This window comes from Tellurirhabdus rosea (assembly GCF_026278345.1).
Taxonomy (GTDB): domain Bacteria; phylum Bacteroidota; class Bacteroidia; order Cytophagales; family Spirosomataceae; genus Tellurirhabdus; species Tellurirhabdus rosea.
The window spans coordinates 5,052,778-5,066,754 of record NZ_CP111085.1; the positions used below are offsets into that span (position 1 = coordinate 5,052,778).

The window sequence follows — 13,977 nt, forward strand, 5'->3', positions numbered from 1 at the left end:
AAGACAAACCCCTCAACGGCGCGGCCCTAAAACCCGCGCCGTTGTTTATTTTTGCCGTTACATGCGTTATTTCATTGAGTTATCTTACAAAGGCACGAATTACCACGGCTGGCAGCACCAGCGCAATGGCATCAGCGTGCAGGAGGTGCTGGAAAAGGCCCTCAGCACCATCCTCCGGCAGCCCATCGAAATTGTCGGCAGCGGCCGGACCGATTCGGGGGTCCATGCCGAACAGCAGTTTGCTCATTTTGAAGTCGGGGAGCCGCTGACCGTGACCGGCGCCTTTCTGCACGCCCTCAACTGCATGCTGCCGCCCGATGTGGCCATTCACGCCATCTTCCCGGTGCGCGACGACGACCACGCCCGGTACACGGCCTTTTCGCGGTATTACCAGTACCGAATCCGGCAGCGGAAAAGCCCGTTCCTGACGGATCTGGTCTATGTGTTTCGGGCCGATCTCGACATTGACCGCATGAACGAAGCGAGTGCTTTGTTGCTGCAACACACGGATTTCCAGAGCTTCAGCAAGGTGCGGACAAGCGTGAGTCATTTCCGGTGCAAGATTGAGCGGGCCGAATGGCTGCTCGTAAACGACGAACTTACCTTTCACATCAAAGCCAACCGCTTCCTCTACGGCATGGTCCGGACACTGGTCGGGACGCTGCTCGAAGTGGGGCAGGGGCGCATGACGGTAGCCGAATTCGAACAGATCATTCGGGAGCGCGACCGCCGGAAAGCCGGACGCTCGGCCCCGGCCAACGGATTGTTTTTGGTCGAAGTAGGTTACCCGGAAGAGGTTTTTACGAAAAAAAATAACCAAATTTGATTTCGCCAGCCTGCCGCGTACACAGGCAACTGGCGGGCACAGGTATGATTAATGAGTTTCAGCAAATTATCAACGCCTACCGGCAGACGGATTTTGGACAGCGGCGGGCGGCGCTGGCGACGGTGGTCGGCCTGCGCGGATCAGGTTACCGGAGGCCGGGAGCCCGCATGTACATCACCGACGACGGGCAGTGGATCGGAGCCATCAGCGGCGGCTGTCTGGAAGGAGATGCCCTCCGGAAAGCCCGCGAGGTGATGAGCAGCGGACAGGCACGGTTAGTCGTATACGACACCTCGGACCCGGAAGGCGAAAACTTCGGCATCGGTCTGGGCTGTAACGGCATTCTCGACGTTCTGCTCGAACCCATCGACCCGACGGACCCCGGCAACCGCGTCGAAACCCTGGCCCGCATCATCCGCGAACGGCAGATCGTCACGCTGGATACACCGCTGCCCGACGGCTCCGTTTTTTCGGAAACGCTGAAGCCCGATATTCAGCTGCTGGTGTTTGGCGCGGGGTACGACGCCGCCCCGCTCGTGCAGCTGGCCAAACAGGTCGGCTGGCGGGTGGTCATTACCGACGACTGCGTGGCGCACCTGATGCCCAGACGCTTCGCCGCCGCGGACGAAATGGTCGCCATTCCGCGGGACGAAGTGGCCCAGAAACTGGCGATCGACGAATTTTCGGCCGCCGTACTGATTTCGCATAATTACAAATACGACCGGGCCGTGCTGGAAAAACTCCTGCAGACCGACATTCCGTACATCGGTCTGCTGGGACCCAAAAAGCGGGGCGACGCCCTGCTGGGCGAGGTTTCGGGACTGAAACCCGGGGATACAGACCGGATTTTCGGACCCGTCGGGCTTGATCTGGGCGCGGAAACACCGCAGGAAATCGCCCTCTCGGTGGTGGCCGAAATTCAGGCCTTCTTCCGCAAAGCGTCGGGCCGACCATTGAAATTCAAGAATGCGCCGATCCACCAAACCGGCGAAAGTGTCATGACCACCTCCTCCCTTTGACATAAAAAACGCGGCCAGAAGATTGGCCGCGTTTCTGGTTTTTTGTCAACCTGATTTAAATCGTATCAATTCCACTTATTCCGAGGTATTTGTTGATGACTATCTTTAATTCATCCAGCTCCTCCAGCAGTAAGCGGGCCTTTTCGCCGACCGACTCCTGAATCTGAAACTGTTCTGTAGGGCTGGCCGTTTGCATAAACGCCGTCATTTCCGCCTCTGCCTCCGCCACATGCTGGGGGGCCTCAAGCCGCTCTACCATCTCCAGCACTTCCTGTAATGCATTCATTTTGCTTTGCTTTAGGTGTGAATAGTGTGAACGAAAAATGCAAACGGTTCCCGGCAAGCCCAGGGCCTGTTTGTCTACAAAAATTATAGAATAAAAGGGATTAGTTCACATAACATCGGGTATGCCGCTTTGTTTAACCATTCACTAATTAGTTCGCAAAATTTTAATGGTTTGTAGGGAAGATTGGGTTATTTTCAGTTTATTGATAATTAGCAACTTAATTACGAGCCGCTAAGTAAAAATCTTAAGTAAACACAACGGCTGGTGACCCGATATATAGATGGACTCCTCATCGCTTGAATTTGGACCTGATTTTTATCGGAAGATACTGGAGAAGTCCCCGTACGGTTATGTAATTTTCAAACCGGTTCATGAGGAAAAAGCATTAGTAGACTTCGAAATTATTTATTTCACGCCGGGCCTGCTCGAATACACCGGTTTCCGCTCGGAAAATCTTCAGGTCGGCCTCAGACTGTTTGAGATCTACCCGGTCCGCGAACAATACCTCCCGGTGCTGCAGCGCGTTATCGACCGGGGCCGACCTTACTTCGAAACGCATTACTATTACCCGGCCCGGGCCTGGATTCGCGTGGTGGCGGTTCCGTTCCGGGAAGCCGAACTGATGCTGGTGCTGGAGGACATCACGCCGTCCATGAGCCAGGCGCAACTGCTGGAAACGATTGTTTCCGAGTCGCTGCTGCCGCTGCTGCTGCTCCGGGCGGTCCGGGATTATGCGGGCCTCGTGACGGATTTTACGGTGCTGATGACCAACCCGGCCAACGCCCGCTACGTGAACCGGACCCCGCAGGAAATGATCGGCTGCCGGTGGGCGGACGTTTTCCCCGACGTACACACGACCGGGCTGTTTCAGCGCGCCGTCGAAACCACCGAAACGGGCCGAAGCCAGCGCTTCACACTGCCGTACCAGAACGGCGACGAGCGCATCTGGATGGATATCCTGATGGTCAAACAGGATGATGGCGTGCTGCTCACTTTCTCCGACGTTTCGGCCTCGATTCGCTACCAGCAGCAGCTAGTGAACATGAACCAGGCGCTGGAAATGTCCAACGACAACATCCACCAGTTTGCTTCGGTGGCTTCCCACGACCTTCAGGAGCCGCTTCGCAAAATCAAGGCATTCAGCGACATTCTGCTTAGCCAGTACGGCGACCGGATGGATGAAGAGGGGGTGGGGCTGGTCAATCGCCTCCAGCACGCCGTAACCCGGATGCACGCGCTGGTCAGCGATCTGCTGGCGTACTCCCGGCTGACGACCCGCCCGGCAAACATGCGCTCCATCGACCTGAACAAATTAGCGGAGGAGGTAATCAGCGACGCAGCAGCCTCCATCCGGAAATCTGGAGCGGAGGTGCAGCTAGACAAACTGCCCAGGGTCAAGGGCGACATGCGCCAGCTTTATCAGCTTCTGGACAACCTGCTGAACAACGCCCTGAAGTTCCACCAGCCGGGCAAACCGCCGGTCGTGCACATCCGCGGGGAAGTGGTCAACCGGCCGGTGGTGGAGCCCGGAGCTTTTCCCTCCGAAGAAAAAGCCTACGCAAAGATTGACTTCATCGACAAAGGCATCGGGATCGACGACCGCCATCTGGAACGGATTTTCGGCATGTTCCAGCGTTTGCACGGGGCCGAAAAATACCCGGGAACCGGCGTCGGGCTGGCCTTGTGCAAAAAGATTGTGGAAAACCACAAAGGACTCCTGACCGTAAAGAGCCGACCCGGAGAGCAAACCACGTTTACGGTGTACCTTCCGCTGGATTAAACGCCGCCGGGCCCCAAATTCGAGCGACGCCCTTCGGTATGTCCGGCAGGAATTCTTTCTTTGCAGTATGAATATTGGAGTCGTGATTTTGGCGGCCGGTGCCTCTACCCGCATGGGCGGCCAGCTAAAACAACTGATTGAGGTGGAAGGGCGTACCCTGCTGCGCCGGACGGTGGACGCCGCTCTGGAAACGGATCTGCGGCCGGTCGTGGTGGTGCTGGGGGCGCACAAGGAACAAATGACGCCGGAACTGGACGGCCTGCCCATTACGGTCATCGACAATCCGTTCTGGCAACAGGGCCTGTCTACGTCCATCAAAACCGGACTGGCGGCGCTTTACCTGACCCTGCGCGAAATCGACGGCGTTCTGTTTCTGCTGACCGACCAGCCGTTCGTCAACGCCGGTCTGGTCAAGCAGCTGGCCCATGTTTTTGCAGAAAGCGGGAAGCCGATTGTGGCCTGCCGGTATGCGGGGCACCTGGGTGTTCCGGCGTTGTTCAGCCGGGATTACATCGAGGCCCTGCTTTCGCTGGAAGGAGATAAGGGCGCGCGCTGGCTCATTGAACAGAACCGGGACCACTGCGCCATCGTGGAGTTTGAAGCCGGTCGCATCGACCTCGACACCCCGGAGGATGTAAAGGCGTTCCGGGAACCGGGAGAATAGGTAAAATGAAAAAAGCGGACGTTCGGTCCGCTTTTTTCGTATAAACCCCGGCGTTAGCCGGAATTACAGGAGTCGTTTGATCAGGTTGTCTACCGTGATGCCTTCCGCCTCGGCCTTGAAGTTCCGGACGATCCGGTGGCGCAGAATCGGCAGCGCCACGGCCCGGACGTCTTCGATATCGGGCGAGTATTTGCCGTTCAGCAGGGCGTTACACTTGGCCGCCAGAATCAGCGACTGCGACGCCCGCGGACCGGCACCCCATTCCAGGTACTGGTTGGTATCGGCATGGGCAAGTTCGGTATTGGGGCGGGTTTTGTGGACTAGCCGGACGGCGTATTCGATCACGTTATCGACCACCGGCACGCGCCGTACCAGGTGCTGAAACGCCTGAATTTCTTCTCCCGAAATAACTTTCTGCACCTGATAGCGCTCGTCGCTGGTCGTGCTCTTCACAATGTCCAGCTCCGACTGATACGAGGGATAATCCAGCCAGATGTTGAACATAAAGCGGTCCAGCTGGGCTTCGGGCAGGGGATAGGTTCCTTCCTGTTCGATCGGGTTCTGCGTCGCCAGTACAAAAAACGGGCGGCCAAGCGGGTATTTCTGTCCGGCAATCGTCACCGAATATTCCTGCATGGCTTCCAGCAGGGCCGACTGGGTTTTGGGCGGGGTCCGGTTGATTTCGTCCGCCAGGATGATGTTGGCAAAAATGGGCCCTTTGATGAACTTGAAGCGCCGTTCCTGATCGAGGGTTTCGGAGCCGACAATATCGGAAGGCATCAGGTCAGGCGTAAACTGAATCCGGTTGAAGCTCAGGTCCAGCGCCCCGGCGATGGTCTGGATCAAAAGCGTTTTGGCCAGACCCGGAACGCCCACCAGTAAGCAGTGACCCTGGCAGAAAATGGCGGTCAGCAGCAGCCGGACCGTTTCGTCCTGTCCGATGACTACCTTCGAAATTTCGCCCGTCAGTCGTTTGTGCGCCTCATTCAGCGCCTCAGCAGCGGCAACATCTGAATTGTACTGAACCACAGTGTGAAAGGAGTTAGGAAGTGAGAGTTAAGAGTTGAGAGTTAAGAATTAAAAATTAAAAGTAACCGAGATAATTACTTTTAATTTTTAATTCTTAACTCTTAACTCACTTATTGTCCTTCGGCCCGGACGTTCCTGAGGACGCCGCAGGCTTCGAATTCGGGGTCGATGTTGATGTACACATCGGCCACTGCTTTTCTAAACCAGTCATCGATGGCTTTGTTCTTTTTATTAGCCATGACAATGTTGGCAATCTTTTCGTAGTCGTCTTTGAGGCTGGCCGTGTGCGGGTCTACCTTCCGTTTGAAGTACAGAATCCGCATGGCGCTTTTGCCGTCTTCCGTCCGGAAGGTCAGCGGGCGGCTGATGGTGCCTACCTTCATCGAGTCCAGCGTCATGAACAGCGCGTAATCCATGGACTGGTCCATCGGCTGCAGCGAGGCGTTGCTGTTGGGGTCGCGCATGATGCCGCCCGCGTCGGCCGTGGCTTTGTCTTCCGAAAAGTCCTTGGCGGCTTTTTCAAACTTGAGGGTGTCGGCGGCAATCAGGGTCCGCAGGCTGTCCAGAAAGCGCGTCGGCTCCGACACGTCGAGGCGGTTGTAATCCGGCCGCAGCAGGATGTGGCGGGCGTGGTATTCTGCGCCGCGCGTCTCGATGAGCTGGATCAGGTGCAGACCGTATTCCGATTCAACGATATCCGACATTTCACCGGGCTTGAGTTTCAGGGCGGCCCCTTCAAACTCGGCGACCATCGCGCCCCGCTTGGCGTAGCCCAGATCACCGCCCCGCTGGGCCGAACCCACGTCTTCCGAAAACTCGGTGGCCAGTTTGGCAAAATCCTCGCCTTTCAGAACGCGGTCTTTCAGCGATTGCAGGCGGGCACGAAGCTCGGCTTTCTGCTCTTTGGTAGCCCGGGCCACCCGGACGATATGGCCTACTTCCACTTCGGCCGGGATGTAGGGCAGACTGTCGCGCGGGATGGCGTTGAAAAAGCGGCGGACTTCACTCGGGGTAATCTTGATATCGTCCGTGATTTTCTGCTGCATCCGCTGCATCAGCATCTGTTCCTTCACTTCCTGGCGAACGTCGCTCTTGAGGGCGTCGAGGCTTTTGCCGTAGGCTTCCACGATGTTCTTCTCCGAGCCAAACTGCTGGATCATGTACGACATCCGGGCATCGAGCTGGCTGTCCACAATCTTCTCTTCCACGGTCACCGAGTCGATTTCGGCCTTGGCCAGCAGCATCTTGTTGACGACGAGGCTTTCCAGAATCTGACAGTCGGCCGGGGCTTTCTGGTTCTGTTCGACATACTGCTGGCGAATCCGGTCGATGTCGGATTTCAGGACGTAGTAGTTGTCGATCTTGGCTACGATTTTATTGATGCTGATGCCTCTGCCCTGCGAAAAGGCGGGACCGGCCACCAGCGTCAAAAGGGCTGCCCATAGCCAGACTGTGTTCTTCATTCGGTTCATTCTTTTTAGAAAGACTTTATTTGTCAATTATACCTTTTCTGTGGCTCCCGAACAACGGCTTTCTGTTGAATGGTGCGCCCTTTGCAAAATTATTTCACCAGTTTCCGGACCTCCTCGTCGTTCACCTGAACGGGGAACTGCTGCCGCAGCCGGTCGAGCAGTTGTTTCTCCAGAATGGCCTGGTACTCGTTGATCACCGCGCCTTTCGCTTCTTCAAACGTTTTCTGACGGGGCGGCTCGATGCGCTCGATCATCACCATCACCACTTTGCCGTCGCGGCGGAGGGTGGTGTTCCCCGGCTTCCATTCCACCGCGTCCACGTAGGGATTCTGGCCCCGGGTAAAATTGCCTTCCGTCAGGGCCAGCGCGTTGGGAGCTTTGCCGTTCAGCGCCCGGGCCACATCGACGCGCGAATTGGAATACAACCGGAACGTCACCCGCCGGGCCGCTTCCCCTTTGACGCCAGGCCGGAACTTGCTGTAGTCCCGCTCCATGATCCGGGTCAGCGGAATGCCGTTCATCGTCAGGTAATTGACCACGTTGCGAATCCGGCCCGCCGAGACCGTATCCCGCTCCGGCGCGTCGGCAGAGCCGACCACTTCGACCACGTAATCCGGATTTTTGATCAGAATCACCAGCAGATCGAAAATGTTCTCCCGCATCTTGGCCGTAAAGGTCGTCTGGTTGACCCCGTACGACAGGTCGGCCACTGAGCGCCGCAGTTCGAACGGCTTTTTGGCCAGCATTTCGGCCGCCTGCTTCAGCACGTTTTCGTCCTGCGCCACCAGCACCGTCGCCACGGCCCGTGAGTCGTAGCGGTATTTCTCCCGGTTCTGCTCCCAAAGCCGCCGCTGGGCCGTCGTGTCCGTCAGGGATTTGTCCCAGACGTTGGCTTCCATCACCTGCGAAAGCAGCACGCCGTCGCGGATGTCGCTCATCACGGTCCGGAACTCCGGATACTTAGACTCCAGATTGGCCTCTTCCGTTGCAATCAGCCGGTCGTCTACAAACCGGTTGAACAGGCGCTGCATCACCACCGGCGCCGACGAACCCACCGGGCGGGGCTGCTGGCGGGTGGCTACATAATCAATAAACTCGTTTACGGTGTACGGTTTGTTCTGCACGGTGACCAGCGGTTTGCCGCTCAGATCGGCCGGTACCGTTGCTTTCCAGCGTCCCTGGAGCAGATTGCTGTCGGCCAGGGCCAGCACGCGCGTCCAGTTTTCGGCGTTCGGGCCGACGGTGTACTGCTGGCGCAGCCGCTGGGTGAGCGTCCGGCGCATGAGGTCGCCCCGCGTATCGGTCATTACTTTCTGCCGGATGACGGGCGCCAGGGCCTCGAAGGGTTCCATCGGAATGCGTTCCAGCAACCTAACGATGTGCCAGCCGTAGCGCGTTTTGAACGGCTTCGAATAACTGCCCGGTTCGCTCAGGGCAAAGGCCGCCTCTTCGAAGGCCGGTACCCAGCGCCCTACCTCCCGCACGGGCAGCACGCCGCCCGTCGCGCGGGACTCGCGGTCGTCGGAAAACTCGCGGGCAAGGTCTTCGAACGACTCACCTTTTTGCAGTTTCTGATAAACGTCGTTGATGCGTTTTTCGGCCGCCTGCTGGCTTTGCTCGTCGGCCTGCTGGCTCACCTGCACCCGGATGTGCGCCACCCGGAGCTTGCCGCGGCTTGCGCGCCGGTCGTTCACCTTCACCAGATGGTAGCCCGAGCGGGACCGTACCGGACCGGAAACACTGCCGACGGGAGTGGTGTAAGCCGCCGTTTCGAGCGGGTAAATGAGTTGAAAGACCGAAAAATAGCCGAGGCTGCCGCCATTCGAGGCCACGGTAGGGTCCTTGGAATACTGCCGGGCCAGGGCTTCGAAATCCGCTCCGGCCGTCAGCCGTTTCCGCAGGTCCTGAATGGTGTTCCAGGCCGCCAGCGTATCGGCAGGGGCCGCATCTTCGGGCACCGGAATCAGCAGGTGCGAGGCGGATACTTCCTCTTTCATGCGCTCGTAGGCTTCGGCCGTCAGCGCTTCGATCTGTTCCTTGTCGTGCAGGTAGTTCTGCGCCAGCTGCTGACGGTAGGTGGCCAGTTCTTCCCGCACGGCCAGGGTGGTGTCCCGGCCTTCCGCTTCGGCGGCCAGCACCTTCAGTTTCAGGTTGGTGTATAAATCAAAATATTCCCGGATGTCGGTCCGGCGACCAGAATCGGCGGAAATCTGATTTTTGGTAAAGGACTGAAAAAATTCATCCGTCGTGAAAGCCTTGTTGCCGAGCTTCAGGATGACGGGTTCCGGTGGGGTCACCGTTTTAGCCGGAGCCGACGGCTTGCAGCCTGCCAGCAAACCGCCGAGCAGGAGCCCGCCCAGGGCGGATTTCAGCAGGACGGAACAGGCAGGAGTAGTCACTAAACGCGGTGAGTATAAACGCATAACGGGGAGCCTCTTCACAAAAAGAAAACAGCCGCGGGAAAAAATTGGTTGCGGCTTTCCTGTCGGAAAGGGATGTTTTTGGAATTGGTTATTGTCTTTTTTAACGAAAACCGGAATGGATTATTTCTTAGCCATGAATCGCATCCGTTTTAGCTGGACATCGTATTCCAGCTGATAATCAAATGAATCCCGCAGGTTTTCGCCTGTAAACCGGGCCGGAATCCGCAGGAGTTTCTGAGGGCTTTTTTGTAATTCGGTATCTTTCAGCTCCACGCTGCTCTGGCCCAGCAGGTCGTCGTCGTCGAGGCGGTCGGCCAGCTGGACACCCAACCCGGCGGCGGTCAGCCCGAGCGTGACGTACTTCAGCGGCGTCAGGGCTTCGACTCCCAGGGCCAGAAATCCGGCCGGGACCTGCACCCATTTGTTCACCTGCTGAATCCGGCCCACCAGCGACTGGGCTTCGGCGTAGTTGTCGACTTCGATCAGCACCAGCGAGGCCACCACTTTGCCGCCCTTCGGAATTTCGAGCTGAACGGGCGCCTGGCTGGCGAGGGTGGTACTCATGCCTTTGGTCATCGTCTGCACGCCCCAGGCGTTGTTGACCACCCCGACCATCTGGTTTTTGCTGTCGAACGCCGTCAGCGAGTAGGCGATCATGACCTCGTCTTTCCGGCTGATGGTTTCCTCCAGGTTGTTAGCTTTCAGGGACCGGAGCCGTAACTCGGCCGTCAGCGGTTTGGTGCAGCCTGCCAGAACGGGAATTCCGCAGAAGGCCAGCCTGACCATAACCCGGCATAACGAAGCCGGAGTTCTTTTCCGGAAAAGTAAAAAAACAGACTCAATCATATCCATTCATGAAAAACGACCCACCCCGTCCGCGGTCTGCAAGACCCTGACAGGTTTCCTTTACTCTTTAGCCTTTGATTCCCGCCTATTCCTGTCAGAGTCTTGCAGACCGCTGACAGGGGTGGTCAGACTGCCGGTTCCTGCTGGCTCAGGCAGTGGAAGCTGCCCAGCCCCCAGATAATTTCCGTCGAATCAATGCCCACCACCTCGCGGCCGGGGAAACACTGCGTCAAAATGTCCAAAGCAAGCTGGTCCTTGGCGCAGCGGAACGTCGGGACAAGGACGTGGCCGTTGCTGATGTAGAAGTTGGCGTACGAAGCCGGGAGCCGCTGCCCTTCGCTGTAAACGGGGTCGGGCATGGGCAGTTCGATGATGTTCAGCGGCTTGCCGTTGAGCAGCCGCATGCTTTTCAACTCGTGGTGAATCTCCTGAAGGAACGGGTAGTTGTCGTCGGATTTGTTTGGTTCGTAAGCCGCCACGACGGTATCTTCGTTGACAAAGCGGACCGTATCGTCGATATGGCCGTCGGTATCGTCGCCGACGATGCCTTCCTCGACCCACAGCACCTGCTGAACGCCGTAGAAATCGCGGAGGTACCGCTCGATTTTGTCCTGCGTCAGGTGGGCGTTTCGATTCTGATTCAGCAGGCAGGCGCGGCTGGTCAAGACGGTTCCGGCGCCGTTAAATTCCACCGAGCCTCCTTCCATGATGATGCCCGGCGTGACGTAGGGCAGCCCCCGGTAATTGGCGATGGCCCCCGGAATGAGGTCGTCGCGGTCGAACGGCGGGTACTTGCCGCCCCAGGCGTTATAGCCCCAGTTGACGATCATCCGGCTTTTCCGGTCGGGATTGATCAGAAATGCCGGGCCGTGGTCGCGGCACCAGGAGTCGTTGGTCGCGTGCGGCAGCAGCGTAATGCGCTCCATGTCGGCCCCGGCCATCAGCAGCCGCATGCGGGCCGTCTGCATGACCGTTTCGTTATGGGCGTTGATGCACACCTGCTCCGAGCGGGCGATGGTTTTGATAAATTCGAGATAAGCCGGGAACATCAGCTCCTGCCGTTCGCGGGTCCAGGAGGCTTCCGTATGGGGCCAGCTGAGCCAGGTAGCTACGTGGGGATGCCATTCGGCGGGAAAATAAAAGCCCTGCCGGGCGGGAGGAATGATCTCGTCGGTTTCTTCGTGCCGGAATTCAGTGTTCATGCGTTTTCTACTTGCCGGGGCAAAAGTACGAAAATATGCGGGTTGCGTCCTTACATTGCGTGGGCAAAGCGGCGAAACGAAAGTAGGGATGACCGCCAAACTGCTTATGCCCGAAAAGACGACGGCATCCTGCCTACCGCCCTATGATTCGCCTACGAACGTTTACCACCAGCTTTTTCCTCTTCCTTTCGGGGGCTGTGGCGCTCGCGCAGGGACCTCTTCAGTACGTGGACCCGCTCATCGGAACGGCTCCCGCCACCACCGAAAGCGCCCGAAAACACAGCGAAGCGGGGTCGGAACTGAAGGGGCAGACGTTCCCCGCCGTGGGCCGCCCGTTCGGCATGACCCAGTGGACGCCCGAAACCCGGCCTACGGAGCAGAAATGCATTTCGCCTTATTACTACGATGACAAACGGCTGACCGGCTTTCGCGGAAGTCACTGGATGAGCGGCAGTTGTACGCAGGATTACGGCAGCGTGACGCTCATGCCGTTCACCACCGATAAGCCCGACACGCTCCGGCAGATGCGCGCCCGCCCGACGTCGCGGTTCAGCCACGCGACCGAAAAAGCCACCCCCGCTTACTACCGCGTCCGGCTGGATGATTTCGATGTGGTTGCCGAACTTACGGCGTCGGTGCGCTCGGGGCTGCTGCGGTTCATCTTCCCGGCGGGGAAACCGGGGTTTGTCTACGTCCATCCGAACAGCGACGAAAAGCAGGGCTTTGTGGCCTGGGACCCCGCCCGCAACGAAGTCTACGGCTACAATCCGGTCCACCGCATTTACCAGGGCTGGGGCAAACCGGCGGGCTTCAGCGGCTACTTCGTCATCCGTTTCAACCAGCCTTTCGAACCGGGGCAATCGGTACCGGGCGGGCAGCAGACGGTGGTCGCTTTCCCGAAAGGCGGAGTGGTGCAGGCCCGGGTGGGCACCTCGTTCACCAGCCTGAAAGCGGCCCGGGAAAATCTGGAAGCCGAGATCAAAGAACCCGATTTTGACGGCCTGCGGCGACAGAGCGAGGCGGTCTGGAACCAGACGCTCGGCAAGGTTCAGGTCAAAGGCGGCTCACCGGAAGAGAGGGTCAAATTTTACACGGCCCTGTACCACTGCTACCAGCTGCCCCGCATCGTGAGCGACGTAGACGGGTCTTACCCCGGTTTTGCGCAGGACACGACCGTTCATAAGGCCGTCGGCTTCGACTATTACGATGATTTTTCGATGTGGGACACCTACCGCGCCCTGCACCCGCTGATGACGATTCTGGAACCCCAGCGGAGCCTGCACATGGTGAAGTCGCTGGTGGCGAAGGCGGAGCAGGGGGGCTGGATGCCGATTTTTCCGGCCTGGAACAATTACACGGCGGCCATGATCGGCGACCACGTCAGCACCATGATTGCCGACGCCTACGGCCGGGGCATTCGCGGTTTTGACGCCGAAAAAGCCTACCGCTACATGCGCCAGAACGCTTTCGAAAGCCCCAGCCGCGAAGAGTACCTGGACGGCCGGGGCCGCCGCGCGCTGCCTTCCTACCTCAAATACAACTACATCCCGCTGGAAGATTCGGTCTGGGACGCCTTTCACAAGCGCGAACAGGTTTCCCGCACCCTCGAATACGCGCTGGACGATTTTGCACTCGCACAACTGGCCAAAGCACTTGGCAAAACAGCCGATTATGAGGCATTAATGAAACGCGCCCAAAACTACCGCAACGTGTTTGATCCCCAAACCGGATTTGTCAGGGGCCGTCACGCGGATGGTCGCTGGGTGGAGCCGTTCAAGCCTTACGAAAAAGCGTCGTACATCTGCGAAGGCACCCCTTACCATTACACCTGGTACGTGCCGCAGAATGTGGAGGGGCTGATTGGCCTGATGGGCGGAACAGAAAAATACCTCGACAAGCTAAACACGTTTTTCGATAAGGGGCACTACTGGCACGGCAATGAAACGGACCATCAGGCTTCGTATCTGTTTCCCTTTGCCGGACAGGCGCACAAAACGCAGGAGTGGGTGCGGCGCATCGTCCGCGAAGAGTACGGCACGGGTCCGGGCGGCCTGAGCGGCAACGAAGACGCCGGGCAAATGTCGGCCTGGCTGGTGTGTTCGATGATGGGATTTTATCCGGTCTGTCCCGGCAAACCGGAGTACGTGCTGGGCAGCCCGTCGTTTGCGGAAGTGCGGATTGAGCCGGCTCCCGGCAAAAAACCGTTCGTCATCCAGGCGGCTGGCAACAGCCCCGATACGCCTTTCATCCAGTCCATGCAACTGAACGGCAAACCCTTCACCGGCTACCTGCTGCCCCACAAAACGATCGTGGACGGGGGGATGCTGAAAATGAAAATGATTGAATGATTGAATGACTGAATGACTGAATAGCTCCGCAGTGCTAAGATTGGCGGAGCTATTCTTCAGTCATTCAGTCATTCAGCCATTC

The 13,977-nt window shown here is 58.0% G+C and carries 11 protein-coding genes; 5 read left to right on the top strand and 6 right to left on the bottom strand.

The features are described from left to right. The first annotated feature begins 61 nt into the window (after positions 1-61). Both truA and ORG26_RS21345 read left to right on the top strand, forming a co-directional pair. Positions 62-826, top strand: coding sequence for a tRNA pseudouridine(38-40) synthase TruA (truA, locus tag ORG26_RS21340; RefSeq protein WP_266365444.1), 765 nt, complete (start codon positions 62-64; stop codon positions 824-826). A gap of 44 nt (positions 827-870) precedes the next feature. Then, complete coding sequence (locus tag ORG26_RS21345) at positions 871-1,845, top strand: XdhC family protein (RefSeq protein ID WP_266365446.1); 975 nt, start codon at positions 871-873, stop codon at positions 1,843-1,845. Between the two features lie 55 nt (positions 1,846-1,900). Here the strand turns inward: ORG26_RS21345 and ORG26_RS21350 are convergent, their stop codons facing one another. After that, a complete protein-coding gene (locus ORG26_RS21350) occupies positions 1,901-2,131 on the bottom strand; it encodes a hypothetical protein (RefSeq protein ID WP_266365448.1) in 231 nt (76 codons plus the stop codon). Between the two features lie 280 nt (positions 2,132-2,411). On the opposite strand from ORG26_RS21350, the gene ORG26_RS21355 reads away from it, so the two are divergent. Together ORG26_RS21355 and ORG26_RS21360 are read left to right on the top strand one after the other, a co-directional pair. Continuing rightward, positions 2,412-3,911, top strand: coding sequence for a sensor histidine kinase (locus ORG26_RS21355; RefSeq protein WP_266365450.1), 1,500 nt, complete (start codon positions 2,412-2,414; stop codon positions 3,909-3,911). 67 nt (positions 3,912-3,978) lie between these two features. Further along, positions 3,979-4,575 carry a nucleotidyltransferase family protein gene (locus tag ORG26_RS21360; RefSeq protein ID WP_266365452.1) on the top strand — a complete coding sequence of 199 codons (597 nt, stop codon included), beginning with the start codon at positions 3,979-3,981 and terminating at the stop codon, positions 4,573-4,575. 63 nt (positions 4,576-4,638) lie between these two features. Here the strand turns inward: ORG26_RS21360 and ORG26_RS21365 are convergent, their stop codons facing one another. From ORG26_RS21365 to ORG26_RS21385, 5 genes are all read right to left on the bottom strand, one after another. Continuing rightward, entirely contained in the window at positions 4,639-5,604 is a 966-nt protein-coding gene (locus ORG26_RS21365; RefSeq protein ID WP_266365454.1) for an AAA family ATPase, read from the bottom strand. Between the two features lie 110 nt (positions 5,605-5,714). After that, positions 5,715-7,067, bottom strand: a complete 1,353-nt coding sequence (locus tag ORG26_RS21370; RefSeq protein ID WP_266365456.1) for a peptidylprolyl isomerase — start codon at positions 7,065-7,067, stop codon at positions 5,715-5,717. A gap of 98 nt (positions 7,068-7,165) precedes the next feature. Then, positions 7,166-9,499, bottom strand: a complete 2,334-nt coding sequence (locus tag ORG26_RS21375; RefSeq protein WP_266365458.1) for a peptidylprolyl isomerase — start codon at positions 9,497-9,499, stop codon at positions 7,166-7,168. 120 nt (positions 9,500-9,619) lie between these two features. After that, positions 9,620-10,285, bottom strand: a complete 666-nt coding sequence (locus ORG26_RS21380; protein ID WP_266365460.1) for a hypothetical protein — start codon at positions 10,283-10,285, stop codon at positions 9,620-9,622. 185 nt (positions 10,286-10,470) lie between these two features. Next, on the bottom strand, positions 10,471-11,547 hold the full coding sequence (locus ORG26_RS21385; RefSeq protein ID WP_266365462.1) for an agmatine deiminase family protein: 1,077 nt from the start codon (positions 11,545-11,547) through the stop codon (positions 10,471-10,473). Positions 11,548-11,690: 143 nt separating this feature from the next. Between ORG26_RS21385 and ORG26_RS21390 the strand changes: the two genes are divergently transcribed. Next, on the top strand, positions 11,691-13,895 hold the full coding sequence (locus ORG26_RS21390) for a GH92 family glycosyl hydrolase (protein ID WP_266365464.1): 2,205 nt from the start codon (positions 11,691-11,693) through the stop codon (positions 13,893-13,895). Positions 13,896-13,977: the final 82 nt, after the last annotated feature.

What these genes read in the sequence shown, in the direction of transcription:
- ORG26_RS21385 (WP_266365462.1), bottom strand. Translation starts at nt 11,547, where the DNA reads ATGAACACTGAATTCCGGCACGAAGAAACCGACGAGATCATTCCTCCC.
- ORG26_RS21380 (WP_266365460.1), bottom strand. Translation starts at nt 10,285, where the DNA reads ATGGTCAGGCTGGCCTTCTGCGGAATTCCCGTTCTGGCAGGCTGCACC.
- ORG26_RS21375 (WP_266365458.1), bottom strand. Translation starts at nt 9,499, where the DNA reads ATGCGTTTATACTCACCGCGTTTAGTGACTACTCCTGCCTGTTCCGTC.
- ORG26_RS21390 (WP_266365464.1), top strand. Translation starts at nt 11,691, where the DNA reads ATGATTCGCCTACGAACGTTTACCACCAGCTTTTTCCTCTTCCTTTCG.
- ORG26_RS21355 (WP_266365450.1), top strand. Translation starts at nt 2,412, where the DNA reads ATGGACTCCTCATCGCTTGAATTTGGACCTGATTTTTATCGGAAGATA.
- truA (WP_266365444.1), top strand. Translation starts at nt 62, where the DNA reads ATGCGTTATTTCATTGAGTTATCTTACAAAGGCACGAATTACCACGGC.
- ORG26_RS21345 (WP_266365446.1), top strand. Translation starts at nt 871, where the DNA reads ATGATTAATGAGTTTCAGCAAATTATCAACGCCTACCGGCAGACGGAT.
- ORG26_RS21360 (WP_266365452.1), top strand. Translation starts at nt 3,979, where the DNA reads ATGAATATTGGAGTCGTGATTTTGGCGGCCGGTGCCTCTACCCGCATG.
- ORG26_RS21350 (WP_266365448.1), bottom strand. Translation starts at nt 2,131, where the DNA reads ATGAATGCATTACAGGAAGTGCTGGAGATGGTAGAGCGGCTTGAGGCC.
- ORG26_RS21370 (WP_266365456.1), bottom strand. Translation starts at nt 7,067, where the DNA reads ATGAAGAACACAGTCTGGCTATGGGCAGCCCTTTTGACGCTGGTGGCC.